At 39.6% G+C, this 16,184-nt stretch carries 16 protein-coding genes and 1 pseudogene; all 17 read left to right on the forward strand.

What is annotated here, in order from left to right:
- Position 1 precedes the first annotated feature (1 nt).
- Positions 2-1,039: an ATP-binding cassette domain-containing protein gene (locus tag ACOB82_RS00760; protein WP_448210996.1), complete on the forward strand. Its 1,038-nt coding sequence runs from the start codon at positions 2-4 to the stop codon at positions 1,037-1,039.
- Between the two features lie 508 nt (positions 1,040-1,547).
- Positions 1,548-1,793 carry a hypothetical protein gene (locus tag ACOB82_RS00765; protein WP_448210997.1) on the forward strand — a complete coding sequence of 82 codons (246 nt, stop codon included), beginning with the start codon at positions 1,548-1,550 and terminating at the stop codon, positions 1,791-1,793.
- Positions 1,778-2,293 (forward strand): thermostable hemolysin, encoded by a 516-nt coding sequence (locus ACOB82_RS00770; protein WP_448210998.1) that lies wholly within the window; start codon positions 1,778-1,780, stop codon positions 2,291-2,293. The genes ACOB82_RS00765 and ACOB82_RS00770 overlap by 16 nt, the downstream gene beginning before the upstream one ends.
- The gene (locus tag ACOB82_RS00775) at positions 2,293-3,771 is read left to right on the forward strand and encodes an AMP-binding protein (RefSeq protein WP_448210999.1); all 1,479 of its coding nucleotides are present in this window, start codon (positions 2,293-2,295) and stop codon (positions 3,769-3,771) included. Before ACOB82_RS00770 ends, ACOB82_RS00775 begins: the two co-directional genes overlap by 1 nt.
- A gap of 7 nt (positions 3,772-3,778) precedes the next feature.
- Positions 3,779-4,453, forward strand: coding sequence for a TenA family transcriptional regulator (locus ACOB82_RS00780; protein WP_448211000.1), 675 nt, complete (start codon positions 3,779-3,781; stop codon positions 4,451-4,453).
- A 15-nt stretch (positions 4,454-4,468) separates the two neighbouring features.
- The gene (locus ACOB82_RS00785) at positions 4,469-5,329 is read left to right on the forward strand and encodes an SDR family oxidoreductase (RefSeq protein ID WP_448211001.1); all 861 of its coding nucleotides are present in this window, start codon (positions 4,469-4,471) and stop codon (positions 5,327-5,329) included.
- Positions 5,316-6,032 (forward strand): tetratricopeptide repeat protein, encoded by a 717-nt coding sequence (locus tag ACOB82_RS00790; RefSeq protein ID WP_448211002.1) that lies wholly within the window; start codon positions 5,316-5,318, stop codon positions 6,030-6,032. Before ACOB82_RS00785 ends, ACOB82_RS00790 begins: the two co-directional genes overlap by 14 nt.
- Positions 6,032-6,691: a response regulator gene (locus ACOB82_RS00795; protein ID WP_448211003.1), complete on the forward strand. Its 660-nt coding sequence runs from the start codon at positions 6,032-6,034 to the stop codon at positions 6,689-6,691. Before ACOB82_RS00790 ends, ACOB82_RS00795 begins: the two co-directional genes overlap by 1 nt.
- On the forward strand, positions 6,692-8,026 hold the full coding sequence (locus ACOB82_RS00800) for a sensor histidine kinase (protein WP_448211004.1): 1,335 nt from the start codon (positions 6,692-6,694) through the stop codon (positions 8,024-8,026).
- A complete protein-coding gene (locus tag ACOB82_RS00805; RefSeq protein WP_448211005.1) occupies positions 8,026-8,379 on the forward strand; it encodes a cupredoxin domain-containing protein in 354 nt (117 codons plus the stop codon). Before ACOB82_RS00800 ends, ACOB82_RS00805 begins: the two co-directional genes overlap by 1 nt.
- Positions 8,376-9,167, forward strand: a complete 792-nt coding sequence (locus ACOB82_RS00810) for a hypothetical protein (RefSeq protein ID WP_448211006.1) — start codon at positions 8,376-8,378, stop codon at positions 9,165-9,167. The genes ACOB82_RS00805 and ACOB82_RS00810 overlap by 4 nt, the downstream gene beginning before the upstream one ends.
- On the forward strand, positions 9,160-9,852 hold the full coding sequence (locus ACOB82_RS00815) for a hypothetical protein (RefSeq protein ID WP_448211007.1): 693 nt from the start codon (positions 9,160-9,162) through the stop codon (positions 9,850-9,852). Before ACOB82_RS00810 ends, ACOB82_RS00815 begins: the two co-directional genes overlap by 8 nt.
- 119 nt (positions 9,853-9,971) lie before the next feature.
- On the forward strand, positions 9,972-10,430 hold the full coding sequence (locus ACOB82_RS00820) for an MBOAT family O-acyltransferase (RefSeq protein WP_448211008.1): 459 nt from the start codon (positions 9,972-9,974) through the stop codon (positions 10,428-10,430).
- A gap of 363 nt (positions 10,431-10,793) precedes the next feature.
- On the forward strand, positions 10,794-12,245 hold the full coding sequence (locus ACOB82_RS00825; RefSeq protein WP_448211009.1) for an endonuclease: 1,452 nt from the start codon (positions 10,794-10,796) through the stop codon (positions 12,243-12,245).
- Positions 12,246-12,263: 18 nt separating this feature from the next.
- Positions 12,264-14,438: pseudogene (locus tag ACOB82_RS00830) on the forward strand (ExeM/NucH family extracellular endonuclease); the annotation flags it as partial.
- On the forward strand, positions 14,436-14,786 hold the full coding sequence (locus tag ACOB82_RS00835) for a PPC domain-containing protein (protein WP_448211237.1): 351 nt from the start codon (positions 14,436-14,438) through the stop codon (positions 14,784-14,786). The pseudogene ACOB82_RS00830 and the gene ACOB82_RS00835, both read left to right, overlap by 3 nt.
- A gap of 327 nt (positions 14,787-15,113) precedes the next feature.
- Positions 15,114-16,184: a diguanylate cyclase gene (locus tag ACOB82_RS00840; protein ID WP_448211010.1), complete on the forward strand. Its 1,071-nt coding sequence runs from the start codon at positions 15,114-15,116 to the stop codon at positions 16,182-16,184.

Consider the following 16,184-nt stretch of genomic DNA (forward strand, 5'->3'; position numbering starts at 1 on the left):
TATGTTGTCGTTTTCTTTAACTCCTCCTTCAATTAAACAAGCAAGCTCACTTGAGTTAGATATCAGCCAATATGTTATTGGTGTATTTGGCAATTCTGGTGCGGGTAAGTCCTGTTTGCTTAAAGGGGTTGCGGGGCTTCAGGAAGGCATTGTTGAAAATGTTTGTTACAACAAGCAAAACTTATCTGGAAAACCAATTAACCAGTCGCCAATATATTACCTTGATCAACAAGCGACATTATTTCCTCATTTAACTGTTAGACAAAACTTAGAGTTGGCAGTAACCCATGGTAGCTTCGCAAAATATGCATCGTTTAATTTTGAAAACGTGGTTGATTGGTGTCAATTAGATTCGATCTTGGATAAAAGACCTATGTTATTGTCAGGTGGACAAGCTCAAAAAGCGGCTTTTGCTCAAAGTATACTTTCAGGTAAGCCCATTATAATGTTAGATGAGCCTTTTTCAGCTTTAGATTGGCAATCGCGAGAGTATTTTTGCCAGTTAATTCAATTTCTTCATCAAAAATATCAGCGCCGATTTATATTGGTTAGTCATTCACTTAAAGAGTTGGCATTAAGCGCTAATTATATTTTTTATATCAAAGAGTTTGATATTGCTAAGCATGGTGGTAGCCAGCAAATGGTTACATACTTAAGCAACAAAAATGGGAATAATCAACTGTCTCAGTTAACAGGTAATATTATAGAAATTAATACTCGGCATAAGCTAGTTAAACTACAACTTTCTGCTCCAAGCAATCAATTTATTTATATAAAATCCCCTAAATTGTTATCTGATAGCTTAAATATACAAGTAGAAGCGAAAAAGGTGAGTTTATCTAAAACTAAACCAAGCTTATCGACAATAGTAAACTGTTTAGAATGTGTAGTTATTAATTTGAAAGTATGTGAATCCGAAGTAATTGTTGAGTTGGATGTTGATGGACAAACTTTATTCGCTGATATATCCCAGATGTCTCAAGAAAAGCTCCATTTTAATTCTGGGGATAAAGTTTACGCTCAGTTTAAAGCGCTTTAATTTTTATCAATCATCTTATTGCGCCGAATTAAATATAACTCACAGGCTAGACAGCATACATATTCAAATATGGTATCGTTGTAGACCAACTTTGAATTAGTTGCTTAAATTGTCTATGAGGCGATCATACCAGCCTCTAATTAGGCGGCCAAATTCGTTATATCACTACATAGTTTTATTGGAAATTATATGGAAACTTTTAAGATTGCACTTAATTAAATTTAATAATGTACATAGCTTTCGTACTCGTCGGCGCAGAGCATAAATAACAGATGAATACATCTGAAAGTTAAGTAATCATTTGGCATTCAAAATGCCGTTTTAAGCCTACTGCAGCATTTAAATTTTATAAGAAGCCCAAACAATTGTTTGGGCTTTTTTACTTTATCCCCTGTCCCGTCCTGAAATACATTACTTACAGTTAATAATGCTAAATAATTTTTGAATCTTAAGTTTATCTTAAGTTTCCGTTTGTAGACTTACATCATAAAGTGAGAAAGAGGTCTTTATGGTGGAACAAGTATCTCAACAGAATGTAAGTCAAAATGAACTTGGTTTGTCGAAACAAGCTGATTTTTCTGAGCAATTGGTTGTGAAAAATAATGCCTGTATTAGACAAAATGCGCCAAGTGAGTTAGCTACTGATATTTTTTCACGTGATCATGAAAATCGCATCAATGTTGAAAACTTTATTAAGCAGGGTTTCTCCAAGCCTACCAAGCAGAAGTTTCAATTACCATGCCTTGGTTGTTAGCGGTATCTGATGGTCGCTATCGTTCGGCGTTAGGTATTCGCACTGCGCTGCAACCTTTGTTTATAGAACAATATTTATCGACCTCAGTTGAGCAAGCATTATCTTCAGTGGTTGGTCAGGTCACACGCAGCGAAATTGCTGAAATTGGTCACTTATACAGTAATGCCAAACGTTTTACTCTGCCGTTACTTTTGGTCGCCGCCGTATCTCTATTTTGCAATGACTATAAATACATGGTGTTTTCAGGTACTGATCATGTCTTGTCTTTATTGGCAAAAACTGGTGTTGACTGTCACTTTATTGCTCATGCTGATCAAGCTAAATTGACGCCATCTACAGATAACTGGGGTAGCTATTATCAGACTAATCCCAAAGTAGTGTTTGTTGAGCTAAGCCAAGTTATCCATTTGCTGAATACCAATCCTCGCTATTTTGCTATGTTTGAATCATTAAATGAAAAGATCGCTAGCGCTGCGACTTTGTTAAAAGAGGGCTGTTAATGACTTTACTTTCAGACCTAACAAAGTTTCAACATTCATCGGCAATTGCTATTGAATCTGCTGAACAATCTATAACTTATCAGCAACTGTTTGAGCAGGTAAATGCGTTAACTGATTACTTAGAAGTAACGGGTGTTGAATCGGTGGCGATTTATGCAGAAAATTCACTGCAATGGATTGTCATTGATTTAGCCTGCCAACAAGCCGGTGTTATTTTTACGCCAATCCCACTTTTTTTTAGTCAAGAACAAGTAATTAACTTAATCGATTCGGTCAAACCAGAATTAATATTCAGTGATCGTTTGTTGCCAATCAAATCCGTAAACAAAGACATAAGCCAAGTCACAAACGATTGTGTTGAATTTGGCTTATCGATTTATCAGTTGCCACAAACAACAAAGATTGACGCGCCAAAAGCCTGTACAAAAGTAACGTATACATCTTGTTCGACTGGTTCACCTAAAGGCGTGTGTTTAACTACCGAACAGCAATTAAATGTCGCCAATGCCTTAGTTCAGCGCATTGCAATTGAACAAGCGCGCCACCTTTGTTTATTACCTCTACCCACGTTACTGGAAAATATTGCCGGTGTGTATAGTCCATTATTATCGGGTGGCACTGTGGTTATCGCTAGAGATGCTGAGCGTGGTTTTGAAGGGAGTCGCTTAATCGATGCCAAGCAACTCGTCACATGTATCAGCAAGGTGCAGCCAAATTCATTAATTTTGGTGCCAGAATTGTTATTGGTGTTAGTTGGCGCAGTTAAACAAGGCTGGCAACCACCAACATCATTAAAATTTATTGCCGTTGGTGGCAGTAAAGTAGCTAGTGCTTTATTAACCGAAGCGCGCGCGCTTAGCTTACCTGTGTACCAAGGTTACGGCTTATCAGAATGTGCATCAGTGGTCAGTTTATCAACCTCAGACAATGATGATATTAACTGCGCTGGCAGCATACTTCCTCATGTTAACGCAAGTATTCGAGAGAACCAGCTAGTGGTTACTGGCAATACATTTTTAGGTTACTTGGAAGATAAAAGTTCTTGGTACCCAACAGAAGTGTTAACCGGTGATATTGCCGAGCTAAATAACGAGCAGCTATTTATTACCGGCCGAGCCAAAAATATGATGATCAATTCATTTGGCCGCAATATTTCACCAGAGTGGCTTGAAGCTGAAATTATCGGTACAGGGCTGTTTGTTCAAGCAGTCGTGATCGGCGATGCCAAGCCTTATTGTATTGCCTTACTGGTGCCAGCTTCAGCTCAAATTACCCAACAGCATGTTGACCAAGTATTGTCGCTACTTAATGCAAAACTACCTGATTATGCGCGTATAAAAGCCAATGTTTTACTAAGCGCCCCGATGCGTTTTGAAGAGGGTTTATATACCGCCAACGGTCGTCCGAAAAGAGACGCTATCGAAACTAAATTTCAATCTATTATTGAGCAACAATACCAAAGCGCATTGTATGCCTAGGAGTATAATGATGAATCTATATCAACGTTTATTAACCGAAACAACTGCTGAACGCGATTACTTATTATCATCACCTATTATTAGCCGCTGTTTTGTTGGCGATGTAGAAGTTGCCGATTACGCAGCATTTTTAACGCAAGCCTATCATCATGTTAAACATACCGTGCCGCTACTTATGGCGGTTGGCGCTAAATTGCCAGAGCAAAAAGAGTGGTTAAGAGAAGCGGTAGCAGAATACATTGAAGAAGAATTAGGTCACCAAGAGTGGGTATTAAATGACATTGGTCAGTGTGGTTTTGATAAAGAAGCAGCGCGCCATAGCCAGCCAAATTTTGCCACAGAATTAATGGTGTCATATGCCTATGACATGGTAAACCGAATAAATCCGCTTGGCTTTTTTGGCATGGTACATGTTTTAGAAGGCACTAGCATAGCGATGGCAGATAACGCTGCGGAAAAAATTCAATCGACATTAAATTTACCTAATAAAGCCTTTAGCTATCTAAAATCGCATGGTTCGCTTGATATTGAACATGTGAAGTTTTTTGAAGGTTTAATGGAAAAAATTACCGACAAAGCAGAGCAAGACCTTATTGTTCGCAGCGCTAGAAGCTTTTACAAGTTGTACGGCGATATCTTTAGAACCCTTGAAGTGTCTGAAGCTAAGCATCAGGCGGCGTAATCGGAGGTAAATGCTATGCCAAGTCAATTGTGTTTACTTACTGGGGCGTCAGGCGGTATTGGTGCCGCGCTGGCTAAAGCGTTATCTGATGATGGCTATACCTTAATATTACAAGGGCGCAACTTAGAAAAACTTGAACAGGTAAAACGCTCATTATCTCGACCTGCTCATATCCTAGTTGGCGATTTAGCTATTCCAGAGCAAAGAGCGCAGGTTTTAGCTCAAGCCTTTGATTTTGGAGCTATTGAACTGCTGATTAATAGTGCCGGAACTTCAGCATTTGGCGGATTTGATACTCAGACGGCAGATGATATTAGTCAGATGATTAATATCAACTTGGTTGTACCTATGTTGTTCACCCAAGCTTTCATTAGTCATTGCCAGCCTTACTTGGCTAAGCAATCATTTAAAATTATCAATGTTGGTTCGGCGTTTGGACATATTGGCTCCCCTGGGTTTACCAGCTATTGCGCGAGTAAATTTGGTCTGCGCGGGTTTACTGAAGCACTAGCAAGGGAATATCAAGGTACAGGTATCTCGGTGTCATTATTTTCGCCAAGAGCGACACAAACCGAAATCAATTCACCGCAAGTTGATGCACTTAATCAAGCACTCGGTAATTCAGTGGATAGCCCTGAATGGGTTGCTGAACAATTTATTCAGTTTTTACACAAAAAACAGAAACGAAAAGTACTTGGTTGGCCAGAGAAGCTATTCGCCAAAATTAATGCTTTGTGCCCGACAATTGTCGACAAAGCCATTGCTGGCCAATTAAAAACAATTAAACAATTTTTTCAACCACACGCTGAAAAGCAGTCATCTGTGTCAGCATTAAATACAGTAAGTTTAAAAGAGGTTCACCATGAAAAACTTTAAATTAGTATTGTTGCTTATTAGCACATTAGGCTGTTCGTCATCGGTTTTTGCACAAGAAACGTTAGCCCAAGAAATGTCAGCACAAGACATGTCAGCACAAGAAGTAACCGATTTTGACCAGCAGCTTTTGAATATTCAGCATCAATGGGCGAAAGTTAATTATAGCTTATCGGGTAAGGAGCAAGAGCAAGCCTATGAAACGTTAATTGCTGATGTAGAGCAATTTACTCAAGCTAATGCTGAGCGCGCAGAAGCTTGGATTTGGCAAGGTATTATTCAATCAAGCTTTGCTGGCGCTAAAGGCGGATTAGGGGCATTATCTTATGCAAAAGCGGCTAAAAAATCGCTTGAAAAGGCGTTAAGCTTAAATGAGCAGGCACTTGATGGCTCGGCATATACCAGTTTAGGTACGCTTTATCATAAAGTGCCGGGTTGGCCAATTGCCTTTGGTGATGATGATGATGCTAAAGTATACTTAGAAAAAGCGATTGCCATTAATCCACAAGGTATTGATCCTAACTACTTTTATGGGGAATTTTTGTATGATGAAGGTGAATATGTCAAAGCTAAGGATCATTTAGTCGCGGCACAACGAGCGCCAGCGCGTTTAGCTAGACCATTGGCTGATGAATCAAGACACCATGAAATTGATCAGCTGTTAGCGAAAGTAGAAAAAAAACTTAAGAAGAAACATAAGAATTAATGCGAATATTACTGGTTGAAGATGACATTCCACTTGCTGAAGGGTTGAAACAGTCACTGCATAATGAAAGTTATGCAGTAGACTGGGTGGATAAAGGGCAAACCGCCATTGACTCAGTGCGAACTGGCGAGGCGGATTTATTGATTTTAGATCTCGGCTTGCCTGATATTGACGGTTTAGAGGTACTAAAAAAAGTCAAACAGCTTAAAAAAGAGCTACCAGTATTAATTTTAACTGCGCGAGACGGCGTCGACAGTAAAGTGTCGGGGCTAGATCTTGGCGCAGAAGATTACTTGGCTAAACCATTTGATATTGCTGAACTATTAGCTCGGCTCAGAGTGATTGAGCGTCGACTTGGTACCAGTCAAAGCGCGATAATCAGCTGTGGTAATGTACAACTTGATAGTAAAGCGCGATTGGTCAGCGTTGACGGTAATGTTGTTGAGATATCACGCCGAGAGTACATGATTGTTAAATCATTAATGGAAAATGCTGGTCGCATTCAATCTAAAACGCAACTTGAAAACAAGCTGTACGAATGGGGCGAAGAAGTTAGCAGTAATACTATTGAAGTGCATGTTCACAATATTAGAAAAAAACTCCCGAAAGACTTTATCAAAACAGTTCGAGGCGTTGGTTATATTGTGGGTAAAAATTAAATGTCGATAAAACGACAGTTAATTATTCTGATCATTTCAACCGTGGCATTGGCCTCTTTTTTTGCCGCCTTACATGGTTACCGCAACAGTGTTGAGCAACTGGATGAATTGTTCGATCGCGAACTATCATCTATGGCGAGCTTTATCTTAAGTATTAGCCAATCTAATCAAGTTTTTCCAAAGCGCATTGATGGCGAGTTTGCTTATCAAATACTTCATCATCAGCAGATGATTAGCCAAAGTAAGCACTTTACCAACCACAACCCAAACCATAATCAATTGCAGCAAAGCACTGGCTATAGCGAAAACACTTTTTATGGCAAGCGCTGGCGGATCTTCACTTTAGTTGACGGTGATTATCAGGTGATGGTTGCCCAACCATTGAATGAAAGAATCAACTCGGCAGAGTCTGTACTCTTGGTCACCATTACCCCGATTTTATTATCAATTCCGATTATTGCTTTTATCGTCTTTTATTTAGTGCGCAAGAGCTTAAAGCCACTGACCACCTTATCGAACGAACTCAAAAATAAAAGTACGGATGATTTAACGATCATTGCTATTGATCAGCCCGCGGTTGAGCTTGAACCCGTGATTAGCCGGCTAAACCATTTGTTTCATCGGGTAGGAGAGTCATTCGAACGGGAAAAACAGCTCACTGCTAATGTCGCTCATGAACTTAGAACACCTGTTAGCGTTTTAGCGTTAAATGCCCACAATATTAATCAAGACTTTAGTCATAATAAGTTGTCACAATCATCGGTACTGGAATTGCAAGAAAATGTGAAACGTATGGCTCATGTTATCGAGCAAGTCATTGCCCTTTACCGATTTTCGCCGGAAAACTTTAATAGCCAGAAAAAACCAATAAACTTGGAAGCGATTTTACAAGAAGTTATCAGTAGTAATTATGATGATCTTAGCGCTCAGTACCAAACGATTAGTTTGGACTCTAGCTTAGGTGCTAATGAGTCGATGATTATGGGAGAGCATTTTGCGCTATACACCATGTTTGACAATATTATTAAAAACGCTATTAAGTACTGCGGCAAGCACACGGAAATTCAAGTGTGCCTGTATCAGCAAGGTGGTCAAATAACGGTAACTTTTGATGACTCTGGCGTTGGTATTGCCGATGAAGACTTACCGTTTATATTTGATCGCTTTTACCGTGCTAAACAGCAAAAAACGCGAGTTAAAGGCTCAGGCGTAGGGCTGTCTATTGTTCGCCATATTGTTGATATTCATCACGGACAAATTAGTTGTCAGCGCTCACGATTAGGCGGCCTATCAATAACCATCAACTTTCCAACGTTAAATGAAGAGGAAGCGTAATGAAAAGTGCGCTTCAACATTATTCATTTGTCATTGTTTTACTGTGTTTGGTGTTGCCTAGCGTGGTAAAAGCGAAAACCAAAGAATTTAAACTGACCATTGAAAACCATGTTTTTACCCCATCAAGCCTCACTATTCCGGCGAATGAAAAAGTTAAAATCATTATTGAAAATAAAGATGATGTCGCTGAAGAGTTCGATAGTTTCGACTTAAACCGTGAAAAAGTTATTTTTGCTAAAAAACAAGCGACGATATATGTCGGTCCTTTATCTCCCGGTGTTTACGAGTATTTTGGTGAATTTCACCCTAACTCTGCTAAAGGGCAAATTATTGTAGAGGAGGCGAAGCAATGATCATTAACACGGTTATTCTTTTCCTTCGCGACTTATTACCTGTGTTTATTTTGCTGTGTTATTTAAAGGTAATTTTTAATCAACAGACGCTTTCTAGACAATTTTGGCTAGTGGCAATTGGTCTGGGGCTAGTTGGCGATTTATTATTCTTTAATGCTGCTGAAGTGTTAAGTGACTGGTTTGAAGGCGCAGGCATGGAAGTGCTGCGAGCAATATTGTTGATTGTGACTTATGTCTGTTTATTGATTAGCGTCAGTATGCAGTCGAGTAATCGTCACCCAACAAGCGTGTTTACCATCGTCGCCACCACAGGAATTGCTGCGTTTATTACCTTGAAATGCAGTGGTTTTTTAATATTTTTTGACGTCTATATTCAGCAAAAAGATAACATGCTAAACGTTATTATCGGCTGCCTAATTGGCGCTGGAATTTGCATCAGTTTCAGTGCGTTGTTTGTCTATTTCTTATCTGAGCTCAAACATAACCGCCAGTTAACATGGGTACTGGTGCTCTGGTACTTATTTATTGCTGGTCAAGTAAGTGAGCTTGTTGTTTATCTGTCACAAGTTGATTTGATCGTTATCGGCGCACCCGTTTTTCAAATGGGTGACATTATTAAAGACAGTTCAGAATATGGACATATCCTCAACGCGCTAGTTGGTTATGAAGAGTCACCTTCTAAAGCATTATTAGTGGTTTATGTTATCGCTTTTATGATACCGCTGTTAGTGAGGTATTTTGTCAGCAAAAAAGCGGTTCATCATCATAAGGCATTAGCTCATGAATAAATTGATAGTTTTATTACTTGCAGCCATTAACTTTCAGTGTTTTGCTGATGGTGTCGTCGTTGACCGGGTTTATCACCCCTATGTGCTAGCAAATGAACGTAAAGTGGAATGGCGTTTTATGTCGAGCCAAACTGATAAACGTAATTTACTGGCTCAACGATTAGGTTTTGGTCAAGCAATTGCAGAAAATGTACTAGTAGAAGCCTATGCAATTGCTGAGCGTGATGAAACAGGGAATTTTGACGTTCAAGCTTATGAACTTGAAGGGCGGTGGATGATCACGGAGCAAGGCCAATACTGGGCTGATTGGGGAGCGCTGGTTGAATTTGAAAAACACAATGGCGAAGATAACTTTGAAGCGACTTTAGGGTTATTGATGGAAAAAGAATTTGATCAAAACAGCTTAACCTTAAACTTATTTGCTATTCGCGAGTGGGGCAGCTCTATTCCTAGCGAATGGGAAAGTGAATTTAGGTTACAGTATCGTTATCGTTATTTACCTGAAGTGCAGCCAGCGGTAGAGTTATATGCAGGAGAAGATTTTGTGGGTATAGGTCCTGCGATTATGGGCATTCACCGCTTTGTTGGTCAAAAGCAACTGAAATGGGAAGCTGGCTTTATAACTGAGGTTGCTCATTCTGGTAAAAACCATACCTTAAGAATCGCGATTGAATATGAGTTTTAATGGTGTAAACCATAAAACAAGTTATTCGATAGCAACTGTTTAAATACTCCTAACGAGCTTTGTTGATTGATTTAATCAAACAATAGTGCTGAACACAAAAAGCAGCAGACGAATTCAATATGAATAAAACCATGACCTTAGGGCAATATGTAAGAAAAAGAACGGGCTTAGCACTAGGCGCAAAAGGCTCTTTGGAGAATATGCTAACTCGCTCACTTGGTGCAGGCAGCTTTGCTGGCTTTTGGCATTATTGGAACCCCATTTGGAGCTATTATCTTGCTCGCTATATCATGAAACCAAGTAATAAGTTATTGCCGACCAAGCTAGCTGTAATTGTCACTTTTCTGGTCAGCGGGGCATTGCACGATCTTGCTGTTATGCTGATTAAATGGAAGCCATTATGCTTTTTTACACCTTGGTTTGGCTTAATGGGACTCTTGGTGGTAATTTCTGCTTGGCTTAATATAAATTACTCTCGCCTACCTTTTTGGGGGCGGGCAGCGTTGAATATAGGCCTTATTATGCTTAGTTTTCAGAGCGTCAATTTATTACAGCGCTTTGCAACTACCAGCATATAAGCAGTTCTAATTCTGGCTTTGCTCAACCTTACTTCTTTCATTCTCGCTTTTATTGTTTTTCCTCTTTAATTTAGCCCCCATTATTCTGGATCTCATGTGTTATGAGTTTTAGACTTTCTTTAGCCTCTTGTGAACTGCTGTTTGTCCATATGGTTAGTTAATTGTTGTTAACGAAACATTAACTTAATTGTTGTTATTTTTATTGGGTTAATTTAGTTTGTGAACGCTGTTTAAATTAGACCAATTGGTTAGCTTTTTTGGGAAAATTTAAAATATCGTCAATATGTCAACAATTTTTCATATAACCGTCACCTAATTTAATAATAATTTCCACGGTATAAAAACAACGATAAAGGACAGACTATGGAACTCAGGTACTGTGCGCTATCACTGGCTATACTCGCTAGTGCAACAAGTGCAGAAACAATAACAGAGGCATGTTTTAACTGCCCACCTTTAACAACTATCGCTGATGCAGGAAGTTTCGAAGATAATCTTTATTATTCAGAAGTATTTGCCGCAATTGATGCCGGCATGTCTGCCAGTGTAATCAAAGACACTCTTTCATCAACTATTCGTCAAAACCAAAAACGCCTAACTTATGCTGAAGTATGGACCGCGTTGACGGAAACCGATGAAGATCCAAATAATCCAAATAATGTTTTATTGATATACAAAGGTAATTCATTATCAAAATTTGCTAACGGAAGTGGTACACAAAGTTCCGATCCTGATAACTGGAACCGCGAGCATGTATGGGCAAAGAGTCATGGCTTTTCCAGTGATAGCTATGAAGCCTATACTGATATTCATCATTTACGCCCAGCCGATATCTCAGTGAATTCTTCGCGTGGTAATTTAGACTTTGATAACGGTGACTCGCCACTAACCGAAGCACCAACTAATCGTTTAGACAATGATTCATTTGAACCGCGTGACGCGGTAAAAGGTGATGTGGCTCGTATGCTGTTTTATATGGATACTCGCTACCAAGGGCTAGATATAACGCCAGACTTAACCTTAGTTGATCGAATTACCAACGTTGGTGAAGCTAATTTAGGCCGTTTGTGCCGCCTAATTGAATGGCACAATAATGATCCAATTGATAGCCAAGAAATAAATCGTAATAACCGTATTTATGAGTTTCAAGGAAACCGTAATCCATTTATCGATCATCCAGAATGGGTGTCGCTATTCTTTAGCGCCGATACTTGCAGCGATTCTGGTAATACAGATCCTGGCGATGGCGGTGACAATGGTGGTGATAACGGTGGAGATAATGGTGAAACACCGGTCAATAATGGCAATTCACTGTTTATTTCAGAATATGTCGAAGGCAGCAGCTATAACAAAGCGCTTGAATTTTATAACCCAAGTGCAGTAGCAATTGATTTAGCCGCTCAAAACTATGTATTAACGCGATTTAGTAATGGTGGAACAACAGGTACTGATATTGCGCTTGAAGGTGTGGTTGGCGCTAATAGCACTTTCGTTATTGCAGAGCCGAGAGCAGCGCAACTAACGGGTGCTTTATCACATAACGGTGACGATGCTTACGTGCTTTATAAAGGCGATACAATAGTTGATTCGTTCGGCAAGGTAGGAGAAGACCCAGGCAGTCAATGGGGAAGTGATAGCTTCAGAACCAAAGATAACTCTCTGCGCCGAAATGCTGATATTACCCAAGGTGATACTGATCCTAGCGATGAATTTGACCCGTCAGTTCAATGGACAGGTTCTACAAATAATGATTTTTCTGACTTAGGGTTACACAGTGTTGTTAGCGCTGAAATATTTATTTCTGAATATATCTAAGGCAGCAGCTATAACAAGGCGATTGAACTTTATAACCCATCGGCTAATGATATTGACTTAGCTAGCAGTAATTATCAATTAGAACGTTTTGCCAATGGCGCAACCACGGGTGCTATCATTGATTTGTCGGGGGTTCTTAGCGCAGGAGACGTTTTTGTTATTGCCGAGCCTCGCGCAAATGCCGAAATCTTAGCGCAAGCTGATCAACTGAGTTCAACAATTAGTCATAATGGTGATGACGCTTATATTCTATATAAAAACGGTATCATTATTGACTCGTTTGGCCGGGTTGGAGAAGATCCAGGTTCACAATGGGGCAGTGGCGAAAGTGCAACCAAAGACAATACGTTAGTGCGTAAAGCCGACGTTACTCAAGGTGATGTTATTGCCGATGATGTATTTGACCCATCATTACAATGGCAAGGGTTAGGTAATAACAATGTCAGTTCATTAGGTCAGCACTCGGTTACCGGTGGCGAAGAGCCTATTGATTTACTGGGTCAATGTTATGAAACTGCAACTATAATTAGCGCTATTCAAGGTAATGGTTTTAGCTCACCAGTTGAAGGGCAAACTCATATTGCTGAAGGCGTGGTTACGGCGACATTTGCTGCCCTTGATGGCTTCTTCTTACAAGAAGAGCTGCACGACCAAGACAGTGAGCAATTAACTTCTGAAGGGCTATTTGTCAGCGCAGCAGGTCAATCATTGCCGGCTGCAGGTGAAATTGTTCGAGTGATTGGTCAAGTTAAGGAAGAGTATGGCAAAACTCAATTAGTGGCAGCACAAGCGCCGCTTGCATGTGGTTACTCTAGCGTAATGCCTATCGAAGTTTCGTTACCGTTTGACTCAGTAGAACAACAAGAATCACTTGAAGGCATGGCAGTAACGTTTAACCAAGCATTAACAGTTACTGATAATTACAGCCTTGGCCGCTACGGTGAAGTCACTTTATCAAATGGTCGCCTTTATGTGCCGACAAACCTTTATTTACCGGGGACACCAGAGGTAACAGAATTAGCTAATAGCAATTTGTTAAATAAATTAACCTCAGATGATGGTGTTAATGGTCAAAACCCTGAGCAAGTGATTTACCCAACAGGTGATTTATCAGCTAATAACAGTTTACGTTTAGGTGATAAGGTAAGTGATCTTTATGGCGTAATTGATTACAGCTTTGGTAAGTACCGTATTATTCCTACGCTAGCACCGACATTTGAACAAGCTAATCCTCGTCAAGAATTTCCGCAGCTTAGTGCTGAAGGTAATTTACGTGTCGCTAGCTTTAATGTGCTTAATTACTTTAATGGTAATGGTTTAGGCGAAGGTTTCCCAACGAGTCGTGGTGCCGATAGTTTTACAGAGTTTACTCGACAACGCGATAAAGTAATTTCGGCTATCACCAATATGGATGCTGATATTATTGGTATTTTAGAAATTGAAAATGACGGTTTTGGTGAACATAGCGCGATTCAAGATTTAGTAAATGGGCTAAATGCTAAAGCAGGTGCTGATACCCATTACAGCTTTGTTAATCCTAGCCTAGAAGCACTTGGTGGTGACCAAGTGATGGTAGCGCTTATATATAACGACAAAGCGGTAACAGAAATGGGCACAGCTGCATATTTGGTTGATTTTCCGTTTGAATACCATAACCGCCCGCCACTCACTCAAACCTTTCGTTCAAGCGAAACGGGTGAGCGCTTAACGGTACCAATTAACCATTTCCGCTCGAAAGGCTGTTCAAGTAGTGGTGGTGTTGAAAATGAAGATAAACTTGATGGTCAAGGCTGTTATAACTTACGTCGCGTACAAGCAGCACAAGCATTAAGCGCTTGGCTGGCAACTCACCCTACTGGAGTAGTTGATGATGATGTCATTGTGCTAGGCGACTTAAATGCCTACAACATGGAAGATCCTATTACGACTATTGAAGCTGCAGGCTTTGTTGATTTAGCTAAAGATCGATTAGGTTCTTCAGCATACTCTTATGCGTATTCAGGAGAAATCGGCGCGCTAGATCATGCGTTAGCATCTAACGCATTAAATGAAAAAGTGGTTGCCGTAACAGAGTGGCACATTAATGCTGATGAACCCGTGATTCTTGATTACAACACCGAGTATAAATCAGAAGACCAACAACTAACTTACTATAGTGACGGACCATTTAGGGCATCTGATCATGATCCTGTGATCGTTGAAATAGCGGGTGTTACACCATTGATTTTGGTTAGTGAAGAATTCACTGGCTTAGGAACTAATGCTCGTTGGACAACCTATGAGTTTGATGTGCCAGCAACTTCGGTAAGCTTTAAAGCATCAATTAGCGGTGGCAGTGGCAATGCTGATTTATATGTTCAGTACGGTAAAAAGCCTAATACTCAGAAATATGATTGCGCCTTAAAGCTTAATGGTAATGAGGAAAGCTGTGAGTTTACCAATCCAATGCCAGGTAAATGGTATATTCGCATAAGAGGTGAGCGTCATTACAACGATGTTACGCTAAATATGGAAGCGTTATATCCAGAGCCACTTTACTAATATTTTTAAAATATTATTGATCCAATTAAAAGCCAGCATTAAATGCTGGCTTTTTTTTATCGGCAAATAGCGCAAATTCAAGCGATCAGATTTTTTCAGAGCCAGTTATTTTATAAAAAGTTCGCTCGATAAATTAAATTGGCAAAATGCTGTCTTATGCCTAATATTTAGAAAGGGTTAAGTCTTTCTCACCTAAAGAATTTTTTATTTAACTCATGGAGAGAGCAAGACAACGAGTAATAAGAAACGGAAAGCTTATTTATCAAATAATGTTGCAAGCATCATTGTGCTTTTATCCGTTTTAGTTGGATGGTAAAGAGAGCGACCATGAGACGTACAGAAACAACACTTCTTGAACAAATGCAAATCAGTGACGTTGAAATCGCTAACCGCATGGAGTTATTAGGGCTTGATCAAGAAGCGTTAAACATACTGGCTAATCATAAGTTATTGATAGAAGACAACATTGATATCATTGTTGACGAGTTTTATGAAAAACAAACGGAAATTGATGAAATATCTTTGTTAATTGGTGATGCTGATACCCTAACACGTTTACGCAATGCCCAGCGTAAATATGTTATCGATTTATTCTCAGGCCATTACGACAGCGAATATGTTAATAACCGCTTACGAATAGGCATGGTTCATAAACGTATTGGTGTTGAACCTAAACTCTACTTATCTGCAGTAAAAACCTTAAAAGAACTCATTGTCAAAGTGCTCAAAGACAATATCGGTAACAGTGAACTACTAGACGAAACATTTTATGCCTTAGACAATCTGTTCTATTTCGACACGACATTAGTTTTTGATACCTACATAGGCAGCTTGTTGGAAGAAATTCAATCGGCAAAAAGAAAAACTGAAGCTTACGCCAAAAGCTTGGAACAAAAAGTTGCAGAGCGTACCCAGCAGTTAGAAGAGCAGGCCAGATTAGATCCGTTAACGGGTATTTATAATCAGCGTGCAATGCAGGATGTGATGCGTCGAGAAATATCAGTAGCCAGACGTCGAGAGTCAAAGCTTTCATTAATTTATTTTGATATTGATAATTTTAAAGAAATTAATGACAGCCAAGGACATATTAAAGGTGATGAAGTACTTAGGTTTATCGGGCAAACTTTATTGGCAACTATTCGAGAAGTGGATGTTGCTTGTCGTTATGGTGGCGATGAATTTTGCATCATTTTACCTGAATGCGATAAAGAAAGCGCGGTAGCGGTTTGCAATAAAATTATCTTAAATTTTACTGAGCGCTATACCTATGTTTCCCTCAGTATGGGGGTCTCGAGCATTGGACCAGGACATTATCAAGATATTGATGCCATGATCCACAGTGCAGATGCCAAAATGTACATGGCAAAAAAAGAAAGTGGTTCGTATGTTTGTGCGTAA

It is taken from the genome of Colwellia sp. MEBiC06753, assembly GCF_053470325.1.